We start from the raw sequence: 15,146 nt of genomic DNA, 5'->3' as shown, positions 1-15,146 counted from the left end.
ATCCGACGCGAGCCCCTGGATATCGTTCCCACACCACCGATAAGGATGAGAGGGCGGTGAGTGGCGTTGACCGGCGAGGAGTTGAGCGGTGCCGTCGTGCTGATCACCGGCGTCATGGCGTCCGGCAAGTCCACGATCGCGCAGGCATTGGCCGAACGGCTCCCCCGCGCCGCGCACGTGCGCGGTGACACCTTCCGCAGGATGATCGTCTCGGGCCGCCACGAGCCGACCCCGGCGGGGTCCGACGAGGCCACGGCCCAACTCCGCCTGCGGCAGCGGCTGTCCGCGACTGCCGCCGACCTGTACGCGGCCGCCGGGTTCACCGCCGTCGTCCAGGACATCGTGATCGGCGAGGACCTGGCGCCCTACGTGGCGCGGGTGCGCACGCGCCCGCTCTACGTCGTCGTGCTCGCGCCCCGCCCCGAGGCCGTCGCCGCCCGCGAGGCGGCCCGCCCCAAGGACGGCTACGGCCCGTGGACCGTCGCGGCGCTCGACGCCTCGCTGCGCGAGTCGACCCCGCGGATCGGGCTGTGGCTCGACACCTCGGACCAGACACCGTCGGAGACGGTGGACGCGCTGCTCGCCGCGCTCCCGGCGGCCCGCGTCACCGGCTGAGCCCGCGGACGCGGGCGGCGTGCGGGGGCCGCGGGAGGGGGAGACGGCCGGGGCACGCGTGGTGCATGATGACCGTGGTCCTTGTCCCCTGCACGTACCCGGAAGGCATCCGACATGATTCGCTCTCCTCGCCGGCTGGCGGGCGCGCTGCTCTGCGTGGGCCTGCTCGCGGCCTGCGGTTCGGATTCGGACGACGACAGCGGGGACGAGGAGACGACGCCGCCCGAAGCGTCCGAGTCGGCCCCCGAGCAGGGCGGCGACGAGTCGGCCCCCGAGCAGGAGGGCGACGGGGCGGCGTCCGGCGGCCCCGCGGACGCCGAGGCGAGGGACGTCACCAGCGCCACCATCCACACCAGCGAGGGCGACATCGCGGTCACGCTCTTCCCGGAGTCCGCGCCGCTGACGGTGACCAACTTCGCGGGCCTGGCCGACGGTTCCATCCAGTGGACCGGGCAGGAGGGCGACGAGCCGCTCTATGACGAAACGATCTTTCACCGCGTCATCGACGACTTCATGATCCAGGGCGGCGACCCCGAGGGCACCGGCATGGGCGGCCCGGGGTACCAGTTCCAGGACGAGATCGACCCGGAACTGGTCTTCGACGAGCCCTACCTGCTGGCCATGGCCAACTCCGGGCCCAATACGAACGGTTCGCAGTTCTTCATCACCGTCGCCCCCACCCCGCACCTGAACGGGATGCACACCATCTTCGGCGAGGTCGCCGACGACGAGAGCCGCGCGGTGGTCGACGCCATCGCCGGAACGGAGACCGCCGCGCAGGACCGCCCGGTCGAGGACGTGGTGATCGAGTCCGTCAGCGTCGACTGAGCCCCACCCCCGGGGGGCCGGGGCGCTATGTGTCGGACAGGACTTTGCAGCTCACCGATTCCGCCTCGCGGTCCCGGATTTTCTGCATCCTCTCCTTGTGCTCCGCCCCCCACCGCGCCAGTGGCGCGAGCGCCGCATTGAGCGCGACGCCGTAATCGGTGAGCGAATACTCCACCCGCGGCGGCACTTCGCCGAATGCCTCGCGGCGCACGATCTCGTCCTTCTCCAGCTCTCTCAGCTGCTGGATCAGCACCTTCTCGCTGACCTCGGGGACCATGCGCCTCAACTCCCCGAACCGCCGCGGACGGTCGTGCACCGCCCAGAGGATCAGCACTTTCCACTTGCCGCCCACGACATCGATGCCCACGTCGATTCCGCAGCTGTACGGCCGGCCCGGCACGCGGTCACCCCTTCCCCATCCGTCGGATACTTGCGATCGTACAGCGCTGATTCACGCTGTAAGGAAGAGAGCAAGAGGTGAGCGACCGCGATTCCGCGGGGCCGATTCCGCGGGGCCGATACCGCGCTTGCCACGGCATCGCGTTCCCCGGCGGCGGCATCATGGCCGGGCCCGCGTCAGCGGCCCGCGCCGGGGCCGCCCGCCGCGGGCGCGGGCCCGGCCGGCCTCGCCCGGGGCCCGGCCGGTCCCATCAGCCGCACCAGCAGGTCGTCGAGGCTGATCAGCCCCGTCACCCGGCCGTCGGCACCCCGCACCACCGCGAGGGAGGCGCGCTGCTGCCGCAGCTGTTCGACGGCGTGCGCCACGGTGTCCTCCGGCGTCAGCTCCGGTACCGGCCTGGCCAGTTCGCGGGCGGTCACCCGGCGGCCCGCGGCCCGCGCCACCACCGCGTCCCTGGCGTGGACCGAGCCGAGTACCCGCTGCCCGTCGCGTACCAGCAGCCGCGTGTGGTCGCTGGCCGCGGCGGCGGCCAGGATCGCGTCGGTGCCCGCGTCCGCGGCCACTTCCGCGATGCGGGAGGCCGGGACCTGCGCGGCGCCGACCGGCGCCTGAGGCTCGGTCAACGACCGTGTGATCAGGCCGGAGTCGGCCTCGCTGATCAGCCCGAGCCGCTGTGATTCGGCGACGAGATGCGTGAGTTGCTCCCTGTCGTGCACCGGGACCAGCTCCTCGCGCGGGGTGACGCGGCAGGCCCGCACCAGGGCGTTGCTGATCTCGTTCAGCACCCGGATCAGTGGCCTGACGGCCCGCACCAGGGCGCGGAACGGCGGCGCCAGCAGCATCGCGGAACGCTCCGGGTGCGAGATCGCCCACGATTTCGGCGCCATTTCGCCGACCACCATGTGGAGGAAGACGACGACCGTCATCGCCACCAGGAAGGCGAGGCCGTACGACAGCCCGCCCGGCAGGCCAAGCTCGTGCAGCAGCGGGTCGATCTGGTGCGCTATGGCCGGCTCCGAGATGCTGCCGAGCCCCAGCGTGCAGGCGGTGATGCCCAGTTGGGCTCCGGCGAGCATCAGCGACAGCTCGTGCATTCCGGCCAGCGCGGCCTGTGCGCCCCGGGCGCCCTCAGCACGCGCCTGTTCGAGCCGGTGGTGTTTGGCCGCGACCAGCGCGAACTCCGAGGCCACGAAGAAGCCACTGCCGACGAGCAGCAGCACCGTGATCAGCACGGCGGCCTGCACACTCACGAGACGAGCTTCCGCTCCGGTTCACGCGCCCGCTCGCGCACGCGCTCCCGCTCCCGTTCGCGCTCCCGCGTCCGCGGCGCGCGGCCCGCTACCGGCGCGACCGGGGCCGCCGTCCGCTCCAGGCGGACCCGGTCCGGCACCCGCCGGTCCAGCGACAGCACTTCGAGCCGCGCCCGGCCGCCGTCGGCCAGCTCCACCACGATGCGGTCACCCGCCGCGGGGAACCGCCCGCAGTGGCCGATCACCAGGCCCGCCACCGTCTGGGACGCGTCGTCCTCCGGCAGCGGGAGGCCCGTCGCCTCCGCCACCTCGTCCACGCGCCTGCCCGCGTTCACCAGCCAGCCGGTGCCGTCCGGCGCCGCCAGCTCCTCCACCGCATCGCTCTCGTCGGCGATCTCGCCCACCAGCTCCTCGGCGATGTCCTCCAGCGTGACGATCCCCGCCACCCCGCCGTACTCGTCCAGCACCACCGCGAACTCCTCGTCCGCCGCCTGCATCTGCTCCACCGCGCCCGGCAGCGGCAGCGTGTCCGGCAGCAGCAGCGCCCGCCGGGCCAGCGCGCCCGCCGTGCGGCGCGTGATGCGCTCCGGCGAGACCCGCATCAGCTCCCGCACCCCGACGACGCCGACGATGTCGTCGATCCGCTCACCGACCACCAGGTAGTGCGAACGCCCGTGCGCGCCGATCAGCGCGATCACCTCCGCGGCCGGTGCCGAGGCCCGCACCGAGTTCACCTCGACGCGCGGCACCATCACCTCGGCCAGGGTCCGTTCCGAGAAGCCGAGCGCGTGGTCCAGCAGCTCGGCCGTCTCGTTCGGCAGCTGACCCTGCTCGTGCGACTCCCCGATGAGGTGGCCCAACTCCTCAAGCGTCGCGCCGTGGTGCAGCTCCTCCACCGGCTCGATGCCGGCACGTCGCAGCAGCCGGTTCGCCGAGGCGTCGAAAATCCGGATCAGCGGCCCGGCCACCCTGAGGTACAGCAGCGTCGAGGCGGCCAGGCTCTTGGCCAGCCGCTCGGGCACGGCGAGCGCGAGGTTCTTCGGGCCCAGCTCGCCCAGCACCATCTGAATGCCGATGGCCAGCGAGAACGCCAGCACCAGCGCGATGCCGGTGGCCGCGGCGCCGGGCACGCCCAGCCCGCGGAACGCCGGGTCGAGCAGCGCGGCCAGGGCTGGCTCGGCGAGGAAGCCGACGATCAGCCCGGTGACGGTGATGCCCAACTGCGCGCCGGACAGCATGAACGACAGCCGCTCCTGCACCTTCATGGCGCGGGCGGCCCGCCGGTCGCCCGCCGCGGCCTCACGGCCGAGCGCGAGGCGGTCGGCCGCGACGAACGCGAACTCCTGGGCGACGAAATAGCCGGTGCCCGCCGTCAGCACGAGGACGGCGAGCAGACCGAGCGCGGCACTCAACGAACACCACCTCGCCGTGTGCCGCGGCACGCCTGCCGCCGGCGAGGTGGTCCGGGACTATGCCCGTCAGGGTCCGTCGACTGGGCGGACACGTGGTCTCCTTCCACGGAAGTTGACTCACACAACGCGTCTTCGCGCGTCCGTGTTCCCAGGCTGTACCCGAAATCGCCCCCTTGACACCTGCTCGTCAGCTCTGCTCCGCGTGCGTCACCCGCGCAGCTTCGCCATCCACAGCTCGACCTCGTCGGCGCTGCGCGGCAGCGCGGCCGACAGGTTGACGTTGCCGTCCTCGGTGACCAGGATGTCGTCCTCGATCCGCACGCCGATACCGCGGTAGTCCTCGGGGACCGTCAGGTCGTCCGGCTGGAAGTAGAGGCCGGGCTCCACCGTCAGGCACATGCCCGGCTCCAGCGTGCCGTCCGCGTACGTCTCGCGTCGCGCCGCGGCGCAGTCGTGCACGTCCATGCCGAGCATGTGGCCGGTGCCGTGCAGCGTCCAGCGCCGCTGGAGCCCCAGCTCCAGGACCCGCTCCACCGGGCCCTCGACCAGGCCCCACTCGACCAGCTTCTCGGTCAGCACGCGCTGCGCCGCCTCGTGGAAGTCGCGGTACTTCGCGCCCGGGCGCACCGCGGCGATGCCGGCCTCCTGCGCCTGGTACACCGCGTCGTAGACGCGGCGCTGAAGGTCGGTGAAGCGGCCGTTGATCGGCAGCGTGCGGGTGACGTCCGCCGTGTACAGCTCGGTGGTCTCCACGCCCGCGTCGAGCAGCAGCAGCTCGCCCGGCCGCACCTGCCCGTCGTTGCGCACCCAGTGCAGCGTGGTGGCGTGCGGGCCCGCGGCGCAGATCGAGCCGTACCCGACATCGTTGCCCTCGACGCGGGCGCGCAGGAAGAACGTGCCCTCGATGTACCGCTCGGAGGTGGCCTGCGCCCGGTCCAGAACGCGGACGACGTCCTCGAAGCCGCGGACCGTCGAGTCGCAGGCGCGCGTCAGCTCGGCGATCTCGAAGTCGTCCTTGATCAGCCGCATTTCGGAGAGGAACACGCGGAACTCCTCGTCCCGCTCCGCCGTCACCTTGTCGGCCAGGGCCTCCTCGACCGTCGCGTCGTGTCCCCTGACCACCCGGACCGGCCCGGTGGCCTCCCGCAGCAGCTCGGGAACGGTGCGGATGTCCGCCACCGGCAGGCCGTAGAGGCGGGCGGCCTCGGTGAGGCTGTTGCGCCGCCCGACCCACAGCTCGCCCTGGCTGCTCAGCCAGAACTCGCCGTTCTCCCGGTCGGAGCGCGGCAGCAGGTACAGCGTGGCGTCGTGCCCCTCGGCGGCGGGCTCCAGGACCAGCACGCCGTTCTCCGTCTGGTCGCCGGTGAGGTAGGCGTACTCGACGCCCGCGCGGAACGGGTACTCCGTGTCGTTCGACCTGGTCTTCAGGCGCCCGGCGGGAACGACGAGCCGCTCGCCGGGAAAGCGCGCGGACAGCGCGGCGCGGCGGCGGGCGGTGTGTCCGGCCTGGGGGACGGGCGTCAGGTCCCGGCGCTCGGTGTCCGCCCAGCCCCGCTTCATGTTTTCGGCCAGCTCGTCCGACACCTGTGGGGACACCCCGTTCTTGCGCGGCTTGACCGGCTTCCGCCCCGGCTCGTCCGCCTGCTGCTGCCCGGCCTGCTGCTCGTCGGCCACGTCCCGCCTCCTCGCGTCGGTACTCCACCCATGGTAGGCGGGGCCGCGGGCGCGAGGACAGCCTCGGCGGCCGGCCGCCGCGCGATGGGCGGACGGAGTCGGCCGGGGAAGGGGGTTCAGGCGAAGCGGGCGGCGAGCAGGACGATGTCGTCGGCGTCCCCCGCGTCCCGGTCGTTGCCCGCACCGCCGCGGGCGTCGAGGCCGGGCAGCACGGTGTGCAGTACGTGGTCGGCGAGCGCCCCCGGGTCGGCGCGCGCGCCGGGTCCCGCGCCTGCCGCGGCGGCCTGGAGGCGGGCGAACGCGCGGTCCAGTGGCTCGCCGGTGCGGTGCAGCAGGCCGTCGCTGTAGAGGAGGACCGTTTCTCCGTCGGCGACGCGGAGTTCGACGCTCGGCGCCTCCCAGCAGGCCAGCATGTTGAGCGGCGCGGACAGGGCGGTCTCCGCGAAGACGGCGCCGGCCGGGCCGACGACCAGCGGCGGCGGGTGGCCGGCGGAGGCGAGAACGAGGCGGCGCGTGGCCGGCTCCGCGTAGCCGAACAGGGCGGTGGCCGAGCGCCCCGGCTCGGTGAGGCGCAGCAGCAGCTCCAGGTCGGAGAGCACCGCGACCGGGTCCTCGCCCTCCATCACGGCGTACGCGCGCAGGCCGGCGCGCAGCCGGCCCATCGCGGCGAGCGCGGCGGGCCCGCCGCCCGCGGTGCCGCCGACGGCGAGACCGAGCGCGCTGTCGGGCAGGGCGAGCGCCTCGTAGAAGTCGCCGCCGCCCCGTGGCCCGGTGCGGTGCCGGACGGCGAGGGAGACGCCGGGCAGCCGCGGCAGGCGGGCGGGCAGCAGCCCCTCGTGAACGGCGCGCACGTCGGCGCGGGCGCGGCCCAGTTCGAGCCGGTTGGCGATGTGCTGGGCGGCCTGCCGCACGTAGTGCGCCAGCAGCCGACGCTGGCGTGGGTCGGGCGCGCCCGGCTCGTCGTACAGCCACAGCGCGGAGCCGAGGCGGCCGGGCGCTTCGGCGGCGAGCGGAACGGCGTAGCTCGCCGCGATCCCGAGCCGGGCGGCGACCTCGCGGTGGCGTGGGTGGACGGCGTCCTCGCGGGCGATGTCGCGGTGCACGGCCTCGGCGGGCTCGCCGCAGGCGTCCCGCGGCAGGTCGAAGCCGCGGGGGACCGTTTCGAGGTGGCCGAGGTCGGCGTGGCCGAGGCCGAACCCGGCGAGCCGTTCCGGGCCGAGGCCGTCGGCGGGGCGCAGGGCGATGAGCCCGCGGCGCGCGCCGACGAGCCCCGCGCCGGCGCGCAGCGTCTCGTCCAGCGCCTCGCCGAGGGTGCGGGTGCGCCCGAGGCGTTCGGTCAGGGCGTGCAGCGTGGTGAGGTCGGAGATCCAGGACGCGAGGCGGTCCTGGAAGCCGCCGGGGCGGGTGCGGGGCAGGGCGTCGGCGGGCGCGGAAGTCTGTGGCACGGTGGACAGGGCCTGGTGGATTCCGGCCACTTTCGGCGGGGGCGAGATGCTCATGGGTGAGGGGAACCCCCAGGTGGTGTGCGTCACTAAGGGATCGGCGGTGAGGGCGATCGGGGCGGACGCGTGTCAAGTACTGTCCTTCCGTGATGGATGATGCCCAGGTAGCGGGTCGGTTTCCGGTTCGACAGGCCGGACCGGAGCGACTTTGGCGGAATTGGCGGAAAAGAAGCGCCTGGTGGGGCGGTGCGCGGTCGACTGGACGAACCCGGCGGCGGATCGAGCCGGGCGGGCTGGGTACATATCGGAACGGACCGGCGAGTTTTGACGTCCTATCGGTAGGCGGCCAGGCCCTCGGAGCCCGCCGCTGCTCCCCAGCGCGACCCGCTACGTACGGTGATCAGTGTTCCACCTGGTGCAATTGACCCGCGACGGGAAGGGACGAGCGCCGATGCGCGAGATCCTCGGAGAGCGACGCAAGAACGGTAACGGGAAGAGCAACGGCAAAGCCCATGGCCTTGCGCTGCGCGGAGCCGCGCTTGTCTACGCCAGGCAGTGGCAGTGGCCCGTGCTGCCGGGGGCCGAGGCCGGGGCCGACGGGGGGTGCTGCTGCCCGAGGGCCGGCTGCGTCGTTCCCGGGGCCCACCCCCTCGACCCGGAGCTGCTGGCCGCGACGACGGACGCCCGGATGGTGCAGTGGTGGTGGACGGTCCGGCCGCGCGCGCCGATCGTTCTCGCGACGGGCGGGCGGGCGCCCTGCGCGCTCAGCCTGCCCGCGGTGGCCGGGGCCAGGGCACTGGCCGAGCTGGTGCGGCGCGGCGTGCCGACGGGCCCGGTGGTGGCGGCGCCGACGCGGTGGATGCTGCTGGTGGAGCCCTACGGGCTCCCGGAGCTTGGGGAGTTGCTCAGCGGCCTCGAACGGGTGCCGAGCTCCCTGCGGTTCCACGGGGCGGGCGGGTACGTTCCGCTGCCGCCGTCCCGCACCGGCGCGGGCAGCGTGGGCTGGGCGCGGCAGCCGGAGCCGCGCGAGGGCCGGGTGCCGCTGCCGCGGGCCGCGGACCTGCTGGACGTGCTCGTGGAGGCCGGCCTCAGCGCGCCCGACCCGGGCGGCTGGCTCGCGCACTGAACCTTCCGAAGTCTCCCGAAGTCCCCCGGAGTCCTTGCCGGAACGGTCACGGCAGCGCGCTCCCGCACACACAGCGCGCGGGGATGCGGACATGGGCGGACCCGATCGCTGGCGACGGGGGATGCACCAGCGACCGGGCCCTCATCAGAAGGTAACAACTCATCGGGGATTCGCAAATCCCGCGACGCCCCCTAAACGCCCGAACTCCCGTGGCACGGGGCGAGTTGTGACCGGAATCACTACCTTGGGGGCGGCGCGGCGGCGCCGCCCGGCAGCTGGCGGGCCGTCAATTCAGCGTGATCTGCCGGTTGGTGAGGCTGCTCCTGGCCCGCCGCTCGTCCGCGGTGAGCGGCGCGGTCACCTCAAGCGCTTCGGTCAGCCGTTCGTGGAAGGCGGCGGCCGGCTTCTCGCACTCCTCCGCGCCGAGCCCGCTCGGCAGGTCCCACACCGGAACGGTCAGCCCGTGCGCGCGGAAGGAGCCCACCAGGCGGGTGTCCTCGCCCAGCGACGAGGCACCCGCGGCCTGGAGCCTGGCGAGCGCGTCGATCAGCACCTCCTCCGGCTGCGGCATGACCCAGCGCAGGTGGTTCTTCTCCGGCGTCCTGCACCAGTAGGCGGACTCCACGCCGGCCAGTCGGACGGTCGGCGTCGCGGCGGCGTTGGCACGTTCCAGCGAGGCCGCCACCTCGCCGGTGGCCTTCTCCGCGTCGTCCAGCCAGAACTCGAAGCCCTCGTGCACGGTCGGCACGAACGGCGCGCCGAGGTCCAGCACGTCCTGGAGCCGCGGCCCGTCCGGCGCGGGGCGCCCGGCGGCGACCGGGTTGCCAGGGGCGGTCGTGAGCGCCCGGGCGAGCACGTCGGCGAGGTCGCGGCTGAGGTCGCCGGTGGCGGTGTCGTTCTGGAGGCCGAGCAGCACCTCGCCGTTGTCGCGGCGCAGCGCGGGCCAGGCCATCGGCAGCACGGTCGCGAGCGTGACGGACGGCACGTCCTCGGGCAGCCCCTCGCGCAAAGTCAGCGGCACGGTGGCGGCGGGAACCAGCTCGCGCAGCGCGACCCAGTCGCACTCGCCCGGCAGCCCTTCGAACGGCCGGCGGACCAGCTCGGTGGCCGCCTGCGCGGCGGCGCGGCCGTGGCACGCCTTGTAGCGGCGGCCCGATCCGCACGGGCAGGGCTCCCGCGCCCCGACGGCCGGGATCTGGCCGTCGGCCGGCCGGGGGGTGGCCGAGGCGCTTGGCTGGGTACGAAGGCGGCGCTTTTTGGCCATAGTGTGCGGGTCTCCTGCTGCATGGGGCGTACGGCTGTGCCGCGCGCCCAGGGGCGGTTCCCCTCGATCCTGCCGGACCGGGCCGCGCGGCGGATGCCGTGCATCCTACGAGCCCGCGGCGCCGGGCGGGGGCCCGGCCGCGGGCGTGCCAGGCGCGGGAAACGGGCGTCAGCCGTGCCCGTTCGCGGCCTGGCCGCCGAGGGCGGGCAGGACCGCCCACACCGTGACCGCGCCCGTGGCGGGCGCCTCCCGCACGCCCCAGGCCCGCGCGAGCGAGGTGATGATCGTCAGCCCGCGCCCGCCCCTCGCGGTGACGGAGGGTGACGCCGGCCGGGGCCGGGTGGGCCCGCCGCCGTCCGTGACCGAAATGGTGAGGGCGCCGTCGCGGTCCTGGCTCCAGGAAGCCCGGATCTGCTGATCGTCGTCGAGTGGCCGTGCATGTCGGCAGGAATTGCTGAGTAGTTCGGAAAGGATCAATACAGCGTCATCAATGATCGATTCCGGCGCTCCGCTTTCGCGCAATTCCGCGCTCAATCGCCGCCGTGCCGTTCCCACGCCCGAAGGACCGTGGGACACCGACATGGACGACGACGTCGGTACTTGCTGTGTGACCACCAACGCCACCCCCGAGACCTCCTTTGCCCCACGCCATGGGATTCGTGCCCTCCGGGCGTACGACGGAAACCGGCCATGCAAGATCTGTTGACGCAGTCGTAATGATCGGATACGAAGCGAATGCGCCGGGGCACGCCCGGTGAAAAAGAGTGATCAGTGGGTCAGCTGAGGCTTGCGAGCTGCTCACGCACCGTACGCGGGCGATTGGTGATAACCGCGTCGACGCCGAGCCGCGCGCACAGTTCCACGTCCGCCGGATCGTCCACGGTCCACACGTGCACCTCCTGCCCCGCCCGGTGCGCGCGCGCCACGTACTCGGGATCGCGGCGCAGAATCCGGATGCCGGGCCCGGCGATCCGGTTCCCCTCGGGCAGCCGCCCGGCCCGGTGCCGCGGCAGCAGGAACTGCATGAGGAACACCGTCGGCAGCCCCGGCGCGGCCAGGTGGACGCGCCGCAGCGAACGCGCGGAAAAGCTCATCACCCGCACCTGGCCCGGCAGCGGATGGCGGGCGAGCAGATCGAGCAGCCGGCTCTCCACCTGCCCGGCCCAGCGGGTCGGGTGCTTGGTCTCGATGGCCAGGTCCACCGGCCGTTCCGCGGCGGCGACCAGCCGCAGCAGCCGCTCCAGCGTCAGCACGGTCGTGCGTTCTGGATCTGCCGTGTCGGGCGCCTCCGCCCCCGGGCCGGCCGGGGCCTTCCAGGAGCCGAAGTCCAGCTCGGCCAGCTGGGCCAGTTCCAGAGTGGAAACGGCTCCGCGGCCGTTGGAGGTACGGTTGACGCGGCGGTCGTGTACACAGACCAGGTGCCCGTCCGCCGTGAGCCGGACATCGCACTCCAGCGCATCCGCGCCATCCGTAATGGCCTGGCGGTAAGCGGCCAGGCTGTGTTCGGGAGCGTCCTCGGACGCCCCCCGGTGCGCGATGACCTTGATGGTGCGGCGGTCGGCGGTCATCGCGACATGGTGCCACGGCCCCGGCCGTGGGAAAGAAAGTCCGGCGGGGCTTATGTCCGTCTGACAGACCATGGGAAAGACTGCTCGCACATCCTGTCGTGCCCCTGAGGAGAGAGCTGTGAGCACCGAGAACGAAGGCGCCGGCAAGCCGGACGAGCCAGCCGCCGGTGCGCCGGAGACCCGGGCGGACCAGTCGTCCACGCCACCCCGGGCCGCGTCGCCGGTCCCGCCGCCGGCCGCGTCTCCTCCACCCCCGCCTCCGGCACCGGACCCGGCCGCACCGGCCGCACCGCCACCGCCCGTGCCCCCCGCGGCGCACGCGCAGACCCATCAGCAGACCCAGCAGTATCCGCAGCCACCCCAGCCTCACCAGCCGCAGCCCTACCCGGCGCACGGGCACGTCCCCGCGCCCGCGCCCGCGCCGCCCGCCGCGCACCCGACCTCGGGTGCGGGCGTTCCGTACGCCGCCGATCCGGCCGCGCTGCCGACGGCCGACGGCTCCGCCCCCCCGCCCGCCGGGGCATGGGGCGCGTTCCCGCCGCCGCCCCCGCCGAAGAAGCGGCGGAACGGGCTGCTGACCGGCGTCGTGGTGGCCACGCTCGTCGCGGGCGGCATCGGCGGCGGCGTCGGCTACGTCGTGGCGGACAGCGGGGACGACGGCGGCTCGTCCGTCATCGGCCGGGAGTCGGACGGCGACGCGGTGGCCCGCCCGCCGGAGTCGGTCGCCGGCATAGCGGACGAGGCCCTGCCCAGCGTCGTGACCATCGAGGCGGGCAACGGCGCGGAGGCGGCCGGCGGCACCGGCTTCGTCTACGACGAAGAGGGCCACATCCTCACCAACAACCACGTGGTGGCCAGCGCCGCCGACGGCGGCGATCTCACCGCGACCTTCTCGGACGGGCAGACCTACGAGGCGGAGGTCGTCGGCCGTGCCGAGGGCTACGACGTCGCTGTCATGCGCCTGACCGACCTCGACGGCCGGGACCTGGAGCCGCTGCCCATCGGCAACTCGGACGAGGTCGCGGTCGGCGACGCCACCATCGCGATCGGCGCGCCGTTCGGCCTCTCCGGCACGGTCACCACCGGCATCATCAGCGCCAAGGACCGCCCGGTGGCGTCCAGCGACGCGCAGGGCAGCGCCGCCTCCTACATGAATGCCCTCCAGACCGACGCCTCGATCAACCCGGGGAACTCCGGCGGCCCCCTGCTGAACGCGGACGGCGCCGTCATCGGGATCAACTCGGCGATCCGCGGCTCCTCCAACGGCATGGGCGAGGTCGGCAGCATCGGCCTCGGGTTCGCCATCCCGATCAACCAGGCGCAGCGCGTCGCCGCCGACCTGATAGAGACCGGCGAGCCGGTCTACCCGATCATCGGTGCCCACGTGCAGCCGGCCACCGGCGAGACCGAGGGCGCGGCGATCATCGAAGAGGGCGCCGATGTCCCCGAGCCGATCTCCCCCGACGGCCCGGCCGCCCAGGCGGGGCTCCAGCCCGGCGACGTGATCACGCAGTTCGGCGACACGCTGATCGACAGCAGCCCCACCCTGATCAGCCAGATCTGGACGTACGAGCCGGGGGACTCGGTGGAGGTGACGTTCGTCCGCGACGGGCAGGAGCAGACCACGACCGTCGTCCTGGGCGAGCGCGTGGGCGACTGAGGACCGAGCCGCTAGGCTGTCCGGGTGCGTGCGGGATTCCCGCACACCGGGAGGCTTGCCCGAGCGGCCGAAGGGAACGGTCTTGAAAACCGTCGTGGCGGCAACGTCACCGTGGGTTCAAATCCCACAGCCTCCGCCCAGACGGTAAAGACGCAGGTCAGAGCGGCCCCCGGACACCCGGGGGCCGCTCTGCTTCTCACCCTCGGTGCTGGCCTGTCTCACCGCGTCCCACTCCTGACCAGCACGTTCGCCTGGTGCTGCTGCCCGCGCGGGATCTTCGCGCAGAAGCGCCACAGCACCGCGGGGGACTGTGGCCCGCCCGCCGCGCGACCTCCACCGGGTCGACCCCCGCCTTGATCCACAGGGAGACGCCCGCGTGCCGCAGGGAGTACGGCACCTCGGCAAGCGGCGTCTCCACGTCACGTCCGCGGGCGCGAGGGCCGTCTTCCGGGCCCGCCGCCACACGTCGGTGTACTCGGTGGAACGGGCGCGGTGCCGTCCGCCTCGCGGTGCTCTCGCAGCAGGGCGACCAGCGTCGGCGGAATGGGCACCGGCCGCGTGGTCTTCCGCGCCCGCCGCTTCAGCCCGCGGTCCTCGTACGGCTTCCCGTCGTCCGTCCAGCCGGACCCCACCTCGGGACGGCTCGCACGTAGCGGGAGTTCGCCCCACCCCGGCTCGGGCAGCGTGCAGTTCGCCGCGGTCAGCGCCGCGGTCAGCGCCGCGGTCAGCGCCGCGGCCTCGGACGGCCGCATGGCCGCGTAGTACAGGCCCCCGAAGAACGCGTGCGGGTGCTCCCCTCGGCCACCGTCCGCGCGCACCGCGTCGAGCAGCGCCCGCGCCTGCTCGGGCGCGGGAACGAACTGGAAGTCCACCTCGTCGCCCGTCTTCGGCGGCTCCCAGTCGATCCGGTCGAGCGGGTTCACCGGCGGCAACTCCTGCTCGACGGCGAAGCGCAGCGCGTTGCTCAGCACCGCACGCTTCCGCCGGACCGTGTTGTCCGCGGCCGGACGGCCGTCGAGCTTCACGGACAGCGCGTCGAGCGCGAGCCGCGGCTTGGCCGACCGGGCCACGTCGGTGAGCTTCAGCGAACGCCGGGCGATCCAGGCCGGCGCCGCGGCGACATCCGCCGGCGGATCGTCCACGTCCTTGCGCGCGGCCAGCTCGCCCGTCGTGGTTCGGCGACTTCAGCTCACGCGACTCCCCGGCGGGCAGGCCCCCGCCCGGATCTCCTTCCGCAGATCTTCGGCGATCACCCGGAACTTCGCGGCGCGATCAGTCATGCAGGATCGGTGAATGCCCAGCCGGACCAGCGCGTGACCGTGATCTCGATGACCGGGCCGCCCGGCGGGGCGTCACGATACTGGGCGTACTTCTCCCGCAGCCATTCGACCGGCGCACAACGGCGCGCGTCGTCGAGAATGTGCGCCGTGCCGTCACCACGGGCCCACCAAAGCTGGGTCCAGTCGTCGTCGTAGACGTCCACCAGGACGGAGACCTGCGGGTTCACCGTGATGTTCCGCAGGCGCTTAAGGTTCTGGCGTTGCTTCGGCTTGTGATCGACGGCAATGACGATTGTGTCGTTCCGCACAGCGAAGGTCGCAGGAACGAGGTGGGGAGAACCGGTGCCATCGGCTGTCGCCAGCCGCAGAACGCGGGAGGCGGTGAGCCGTGCGCGGGCTTCCTCGGGGGAGAGCTGCATGTTTCTGGAGTACCTGATCCGACCGACGCTCACGCGTGACCAACGGCACCTCTGGCCATCCTGTGGCCAAGGTGGCCCCCTTCGGGCATGCCCGCTAGCCTGCTGGGCAGGTCAAAGCCTGAACGCAGCAGACGGGCGGTGCGGTCTTGCAAACCGTCGTGGCGGCAACGTCACCGTGGGTTCAAATCCCACAGCCTCCGCCGGCGGC

General features: G+C 73.4%; 13 protein-coding genes, 1 tRNA gene and 1 pseudogene. 5 read left to right on the top strand and 10 right to left on the bottom strand.

All coding sequences use genetic code 11. The annotated features are described in order from the left end of the window. Nucleotides 1-66 precede the first annotated feature (66 nt). The gene (locus tag RM779_RS25330; protein WP_311620226.1) at nt 67-615 is read left to right on the top strand and encodes an AAA family ATPase; all 549 of its coding nucleotides are present in this window, start codon (nt 67-69) and stop codon (nt 613-615) included. A 345-nt stretch (nt 616-960) separates the two neighbouring features. Next, the gene (locus RM779_RS25325) at nt 961-1,443 is read left to right on the top strand and encodes a peptidylprolyl isomerase (RefSeq protein WP_311620225.1); all 483 of its coding nucleotides are present in this window, start codon (nt 961-963) and stop codon (nt 1,441-1,443) included. A 25-nt stretch (nt 1,444-1,468) separates the two neighbouring features. Here the strand turns inward: RM779_RS25325 and RM779_RS25320 are convergent, their stop codons facing one another. The 5 genes from RM779_RS25320 to RM779_RS25300 all read right to left on the bottom strand — a co-directional run bounded on the left by RM779_RS25320 (nt 1,469) and on the right by RM779_RS25300 (nt 7,678). Further along, nucleotides 1,469-1,810: a winged helix-turn-helix transcriptional regulator gene (locus tag RM779_RS25320; protein ID WP_311620074.1), complete on the bottom strand. Its 342-nt coding sequence runs from the start codon at nt 1,808-1,810 to the stop codon at nt 1,469-1,471. Between the two features lie 209 nt (nt 1,811-2,019). Then, entirely contained in the window at nt 2,020-3,093 is a 1,074-nt protein-coding gene (locus tag RM779_RS25315; RefSeq protein WP_311620073.1) for a hemolysin family protein, read from the bottom strand. After that, nucleotides 3,090-4,505 carry a hemolysin family protein gene (locus RM779_RS25310; protein ID WP_311620072.1) on the bottom strand — a complete coding sequence of 472 codons (1,416 nt, stop codon included), beginning with the start codon at nt 4,503-4,505 and terminating at the stop codon, nt 3,090-3,092. Before RM779_RS25310 ends, RM779_RS25315 begins: the two co-directional genes overlap by 4 nt. A 207-nt stretch (nt 4,506-4,712) precedes the next feature. After that, complete coding sequence (locus RM779_RS25305) at nt 4,713-6,179, bottom strand: aminopeptidase P family protein (RefSeq protein ID WP_311620071.1); 1,467 nt, start codon at nt 6,177-6,179, stop codon at nt 4,713-4,715. Between the two features lie 116 nt (nt 6,180-6,295). After that, entirely contained in the window at nt 6,296-7,678 is a 1,383-nt protein-coding gene (locus tag RM779_RS25300) for a PP2C family protein-serine/threonine phosphatase (RefSeq protein ID WP_311620070.1), read from the bottom strand. A 394-nt stretch (nt 7,679-8,072) separates the two neighbouring features. On the opposite strand from RM779_RS25300, the gene RM779_RS25295 reads away from it, so the two are divergent. Continuing rightward, nucleotides 8,073-8,747: a bifunctional DNA primase/polymerase gene (locus RM779_RS25295; RefSeq protein WP_311620069.1), complete on the top strand. Its 675-nt coding sequence runs from the start codon at nt 8,073-8,075 to the stop codon at nt 8,745-8,747. Nucleotides 8,748-9,033: 286 nt separating this feature from the next. On the opposite strand, the gene RM779_RS25290 is transcribed toward RM779_RS25295, so the two are convergent. The 3 genes and pseudogenes from RM779_RS25290 to RM779_RS25280 form a co-directional block, all read right to left on the bottom strand. Continuing rightward, a complete protein-coding gene (locus RM779_RS25290) occupies nt 9,034-10,011 on the bottom strand; it encodes a DUF5926 family protein (protein ID WP_311620068.1) in 978 nt (325 codons plus the stop codon). Between the two features lie 207 nt (nt 10,012-10,218). Continuing rightward, nucleotides 10,219-10,722, bottom strand: a pseudogene (locus tag RM779_RS25285) (ATP-binding protein); the annotation flags it as partial. A gap of 65 nt (nt 10,723-10,787) precedes the next feature. Further along, nucleotides 10,788-11,579 (bottom strand): glycerophosphodiester phosphodiesterase, encoded by a 792-nt coding sequence (locus RM779_RS25280; protein ID WP_311620067.1) that lies wholly within the window; start codon nt 11,577-11,579, stop codon nt 10,788-10,790. Nucleotides 11,580-11,697: 118 nt separating this feature from the next. Between RM779_RS25280 and RM779_RS25275 the strand changes: the two genes are divergently transcribed. Both RM779_RS25275 and RM779_RS25270 read left to right on the top strand, forming a co-directional pair. Then, entirely contained in the window at nt 11,698-13,239 is a 1,542-nt protein-coding gene (locus RM779_RS25275) for a S1C family serine protease (RefSeq protein ID WP_311620066.1), read from the top strand. A gap of 49 nt (nt 13,240-13,288) precedes the next feature. Then, nucleotides 13,289-13,375 (top strand) — tRNA-Ser (locus tag RM779_RS25270). Nucleotides 13,376-13,658: 283 nt separating this feature from the next. On the opposite strand, the gene RM779_RS25265 is transcribed toward RM779_RS25270, so the two are convergent. Together RM779_RS25265 and RM779_RS25260 are read right to left on the bottom strand one after the other, a co-directional pair. Further along, complete coding sequence (locus RM779_RS25265; protein ID WP_311620065.1) at nt 13,659-14,381, bottom strand: hypothetical protein; 723 nt, start codon at nt 14,379-14,381, stop codon at nt 13,659-13,661. Nucleotides 14,382-14,515: 134 nt separating this feature from the next. After that, the gene (locus RM779_RS25260; RefSeq protein ID WP_311620064.1) at nt 14,516-14,938 is read right to left on the bottom strand and encodes a TIGR03668 family PPOX class F420-dependent oxidoreductase; all 423 of its coding nucleotides are present in this window, start codon (nt 14,936-14,938) and stop codon (nt 14,516-14,518) included. Nucleotides 14,939-15,146: the final 208 nt, after the last annotated feature.

This window comes from Streptomyces johnsoniae (assembly GCF_031845565.1).
Lineage (GTDB): Bacteria > Actinomycetota > Actinomycetes > Streptomycetales > Streptomycetaceae > Streptomyces > Streptomyces johnsoniae.
Note: the sequence above shows the minus strand (reverse complement) of the source record. Positions and strands in the feature narration are given on the sequence as shown.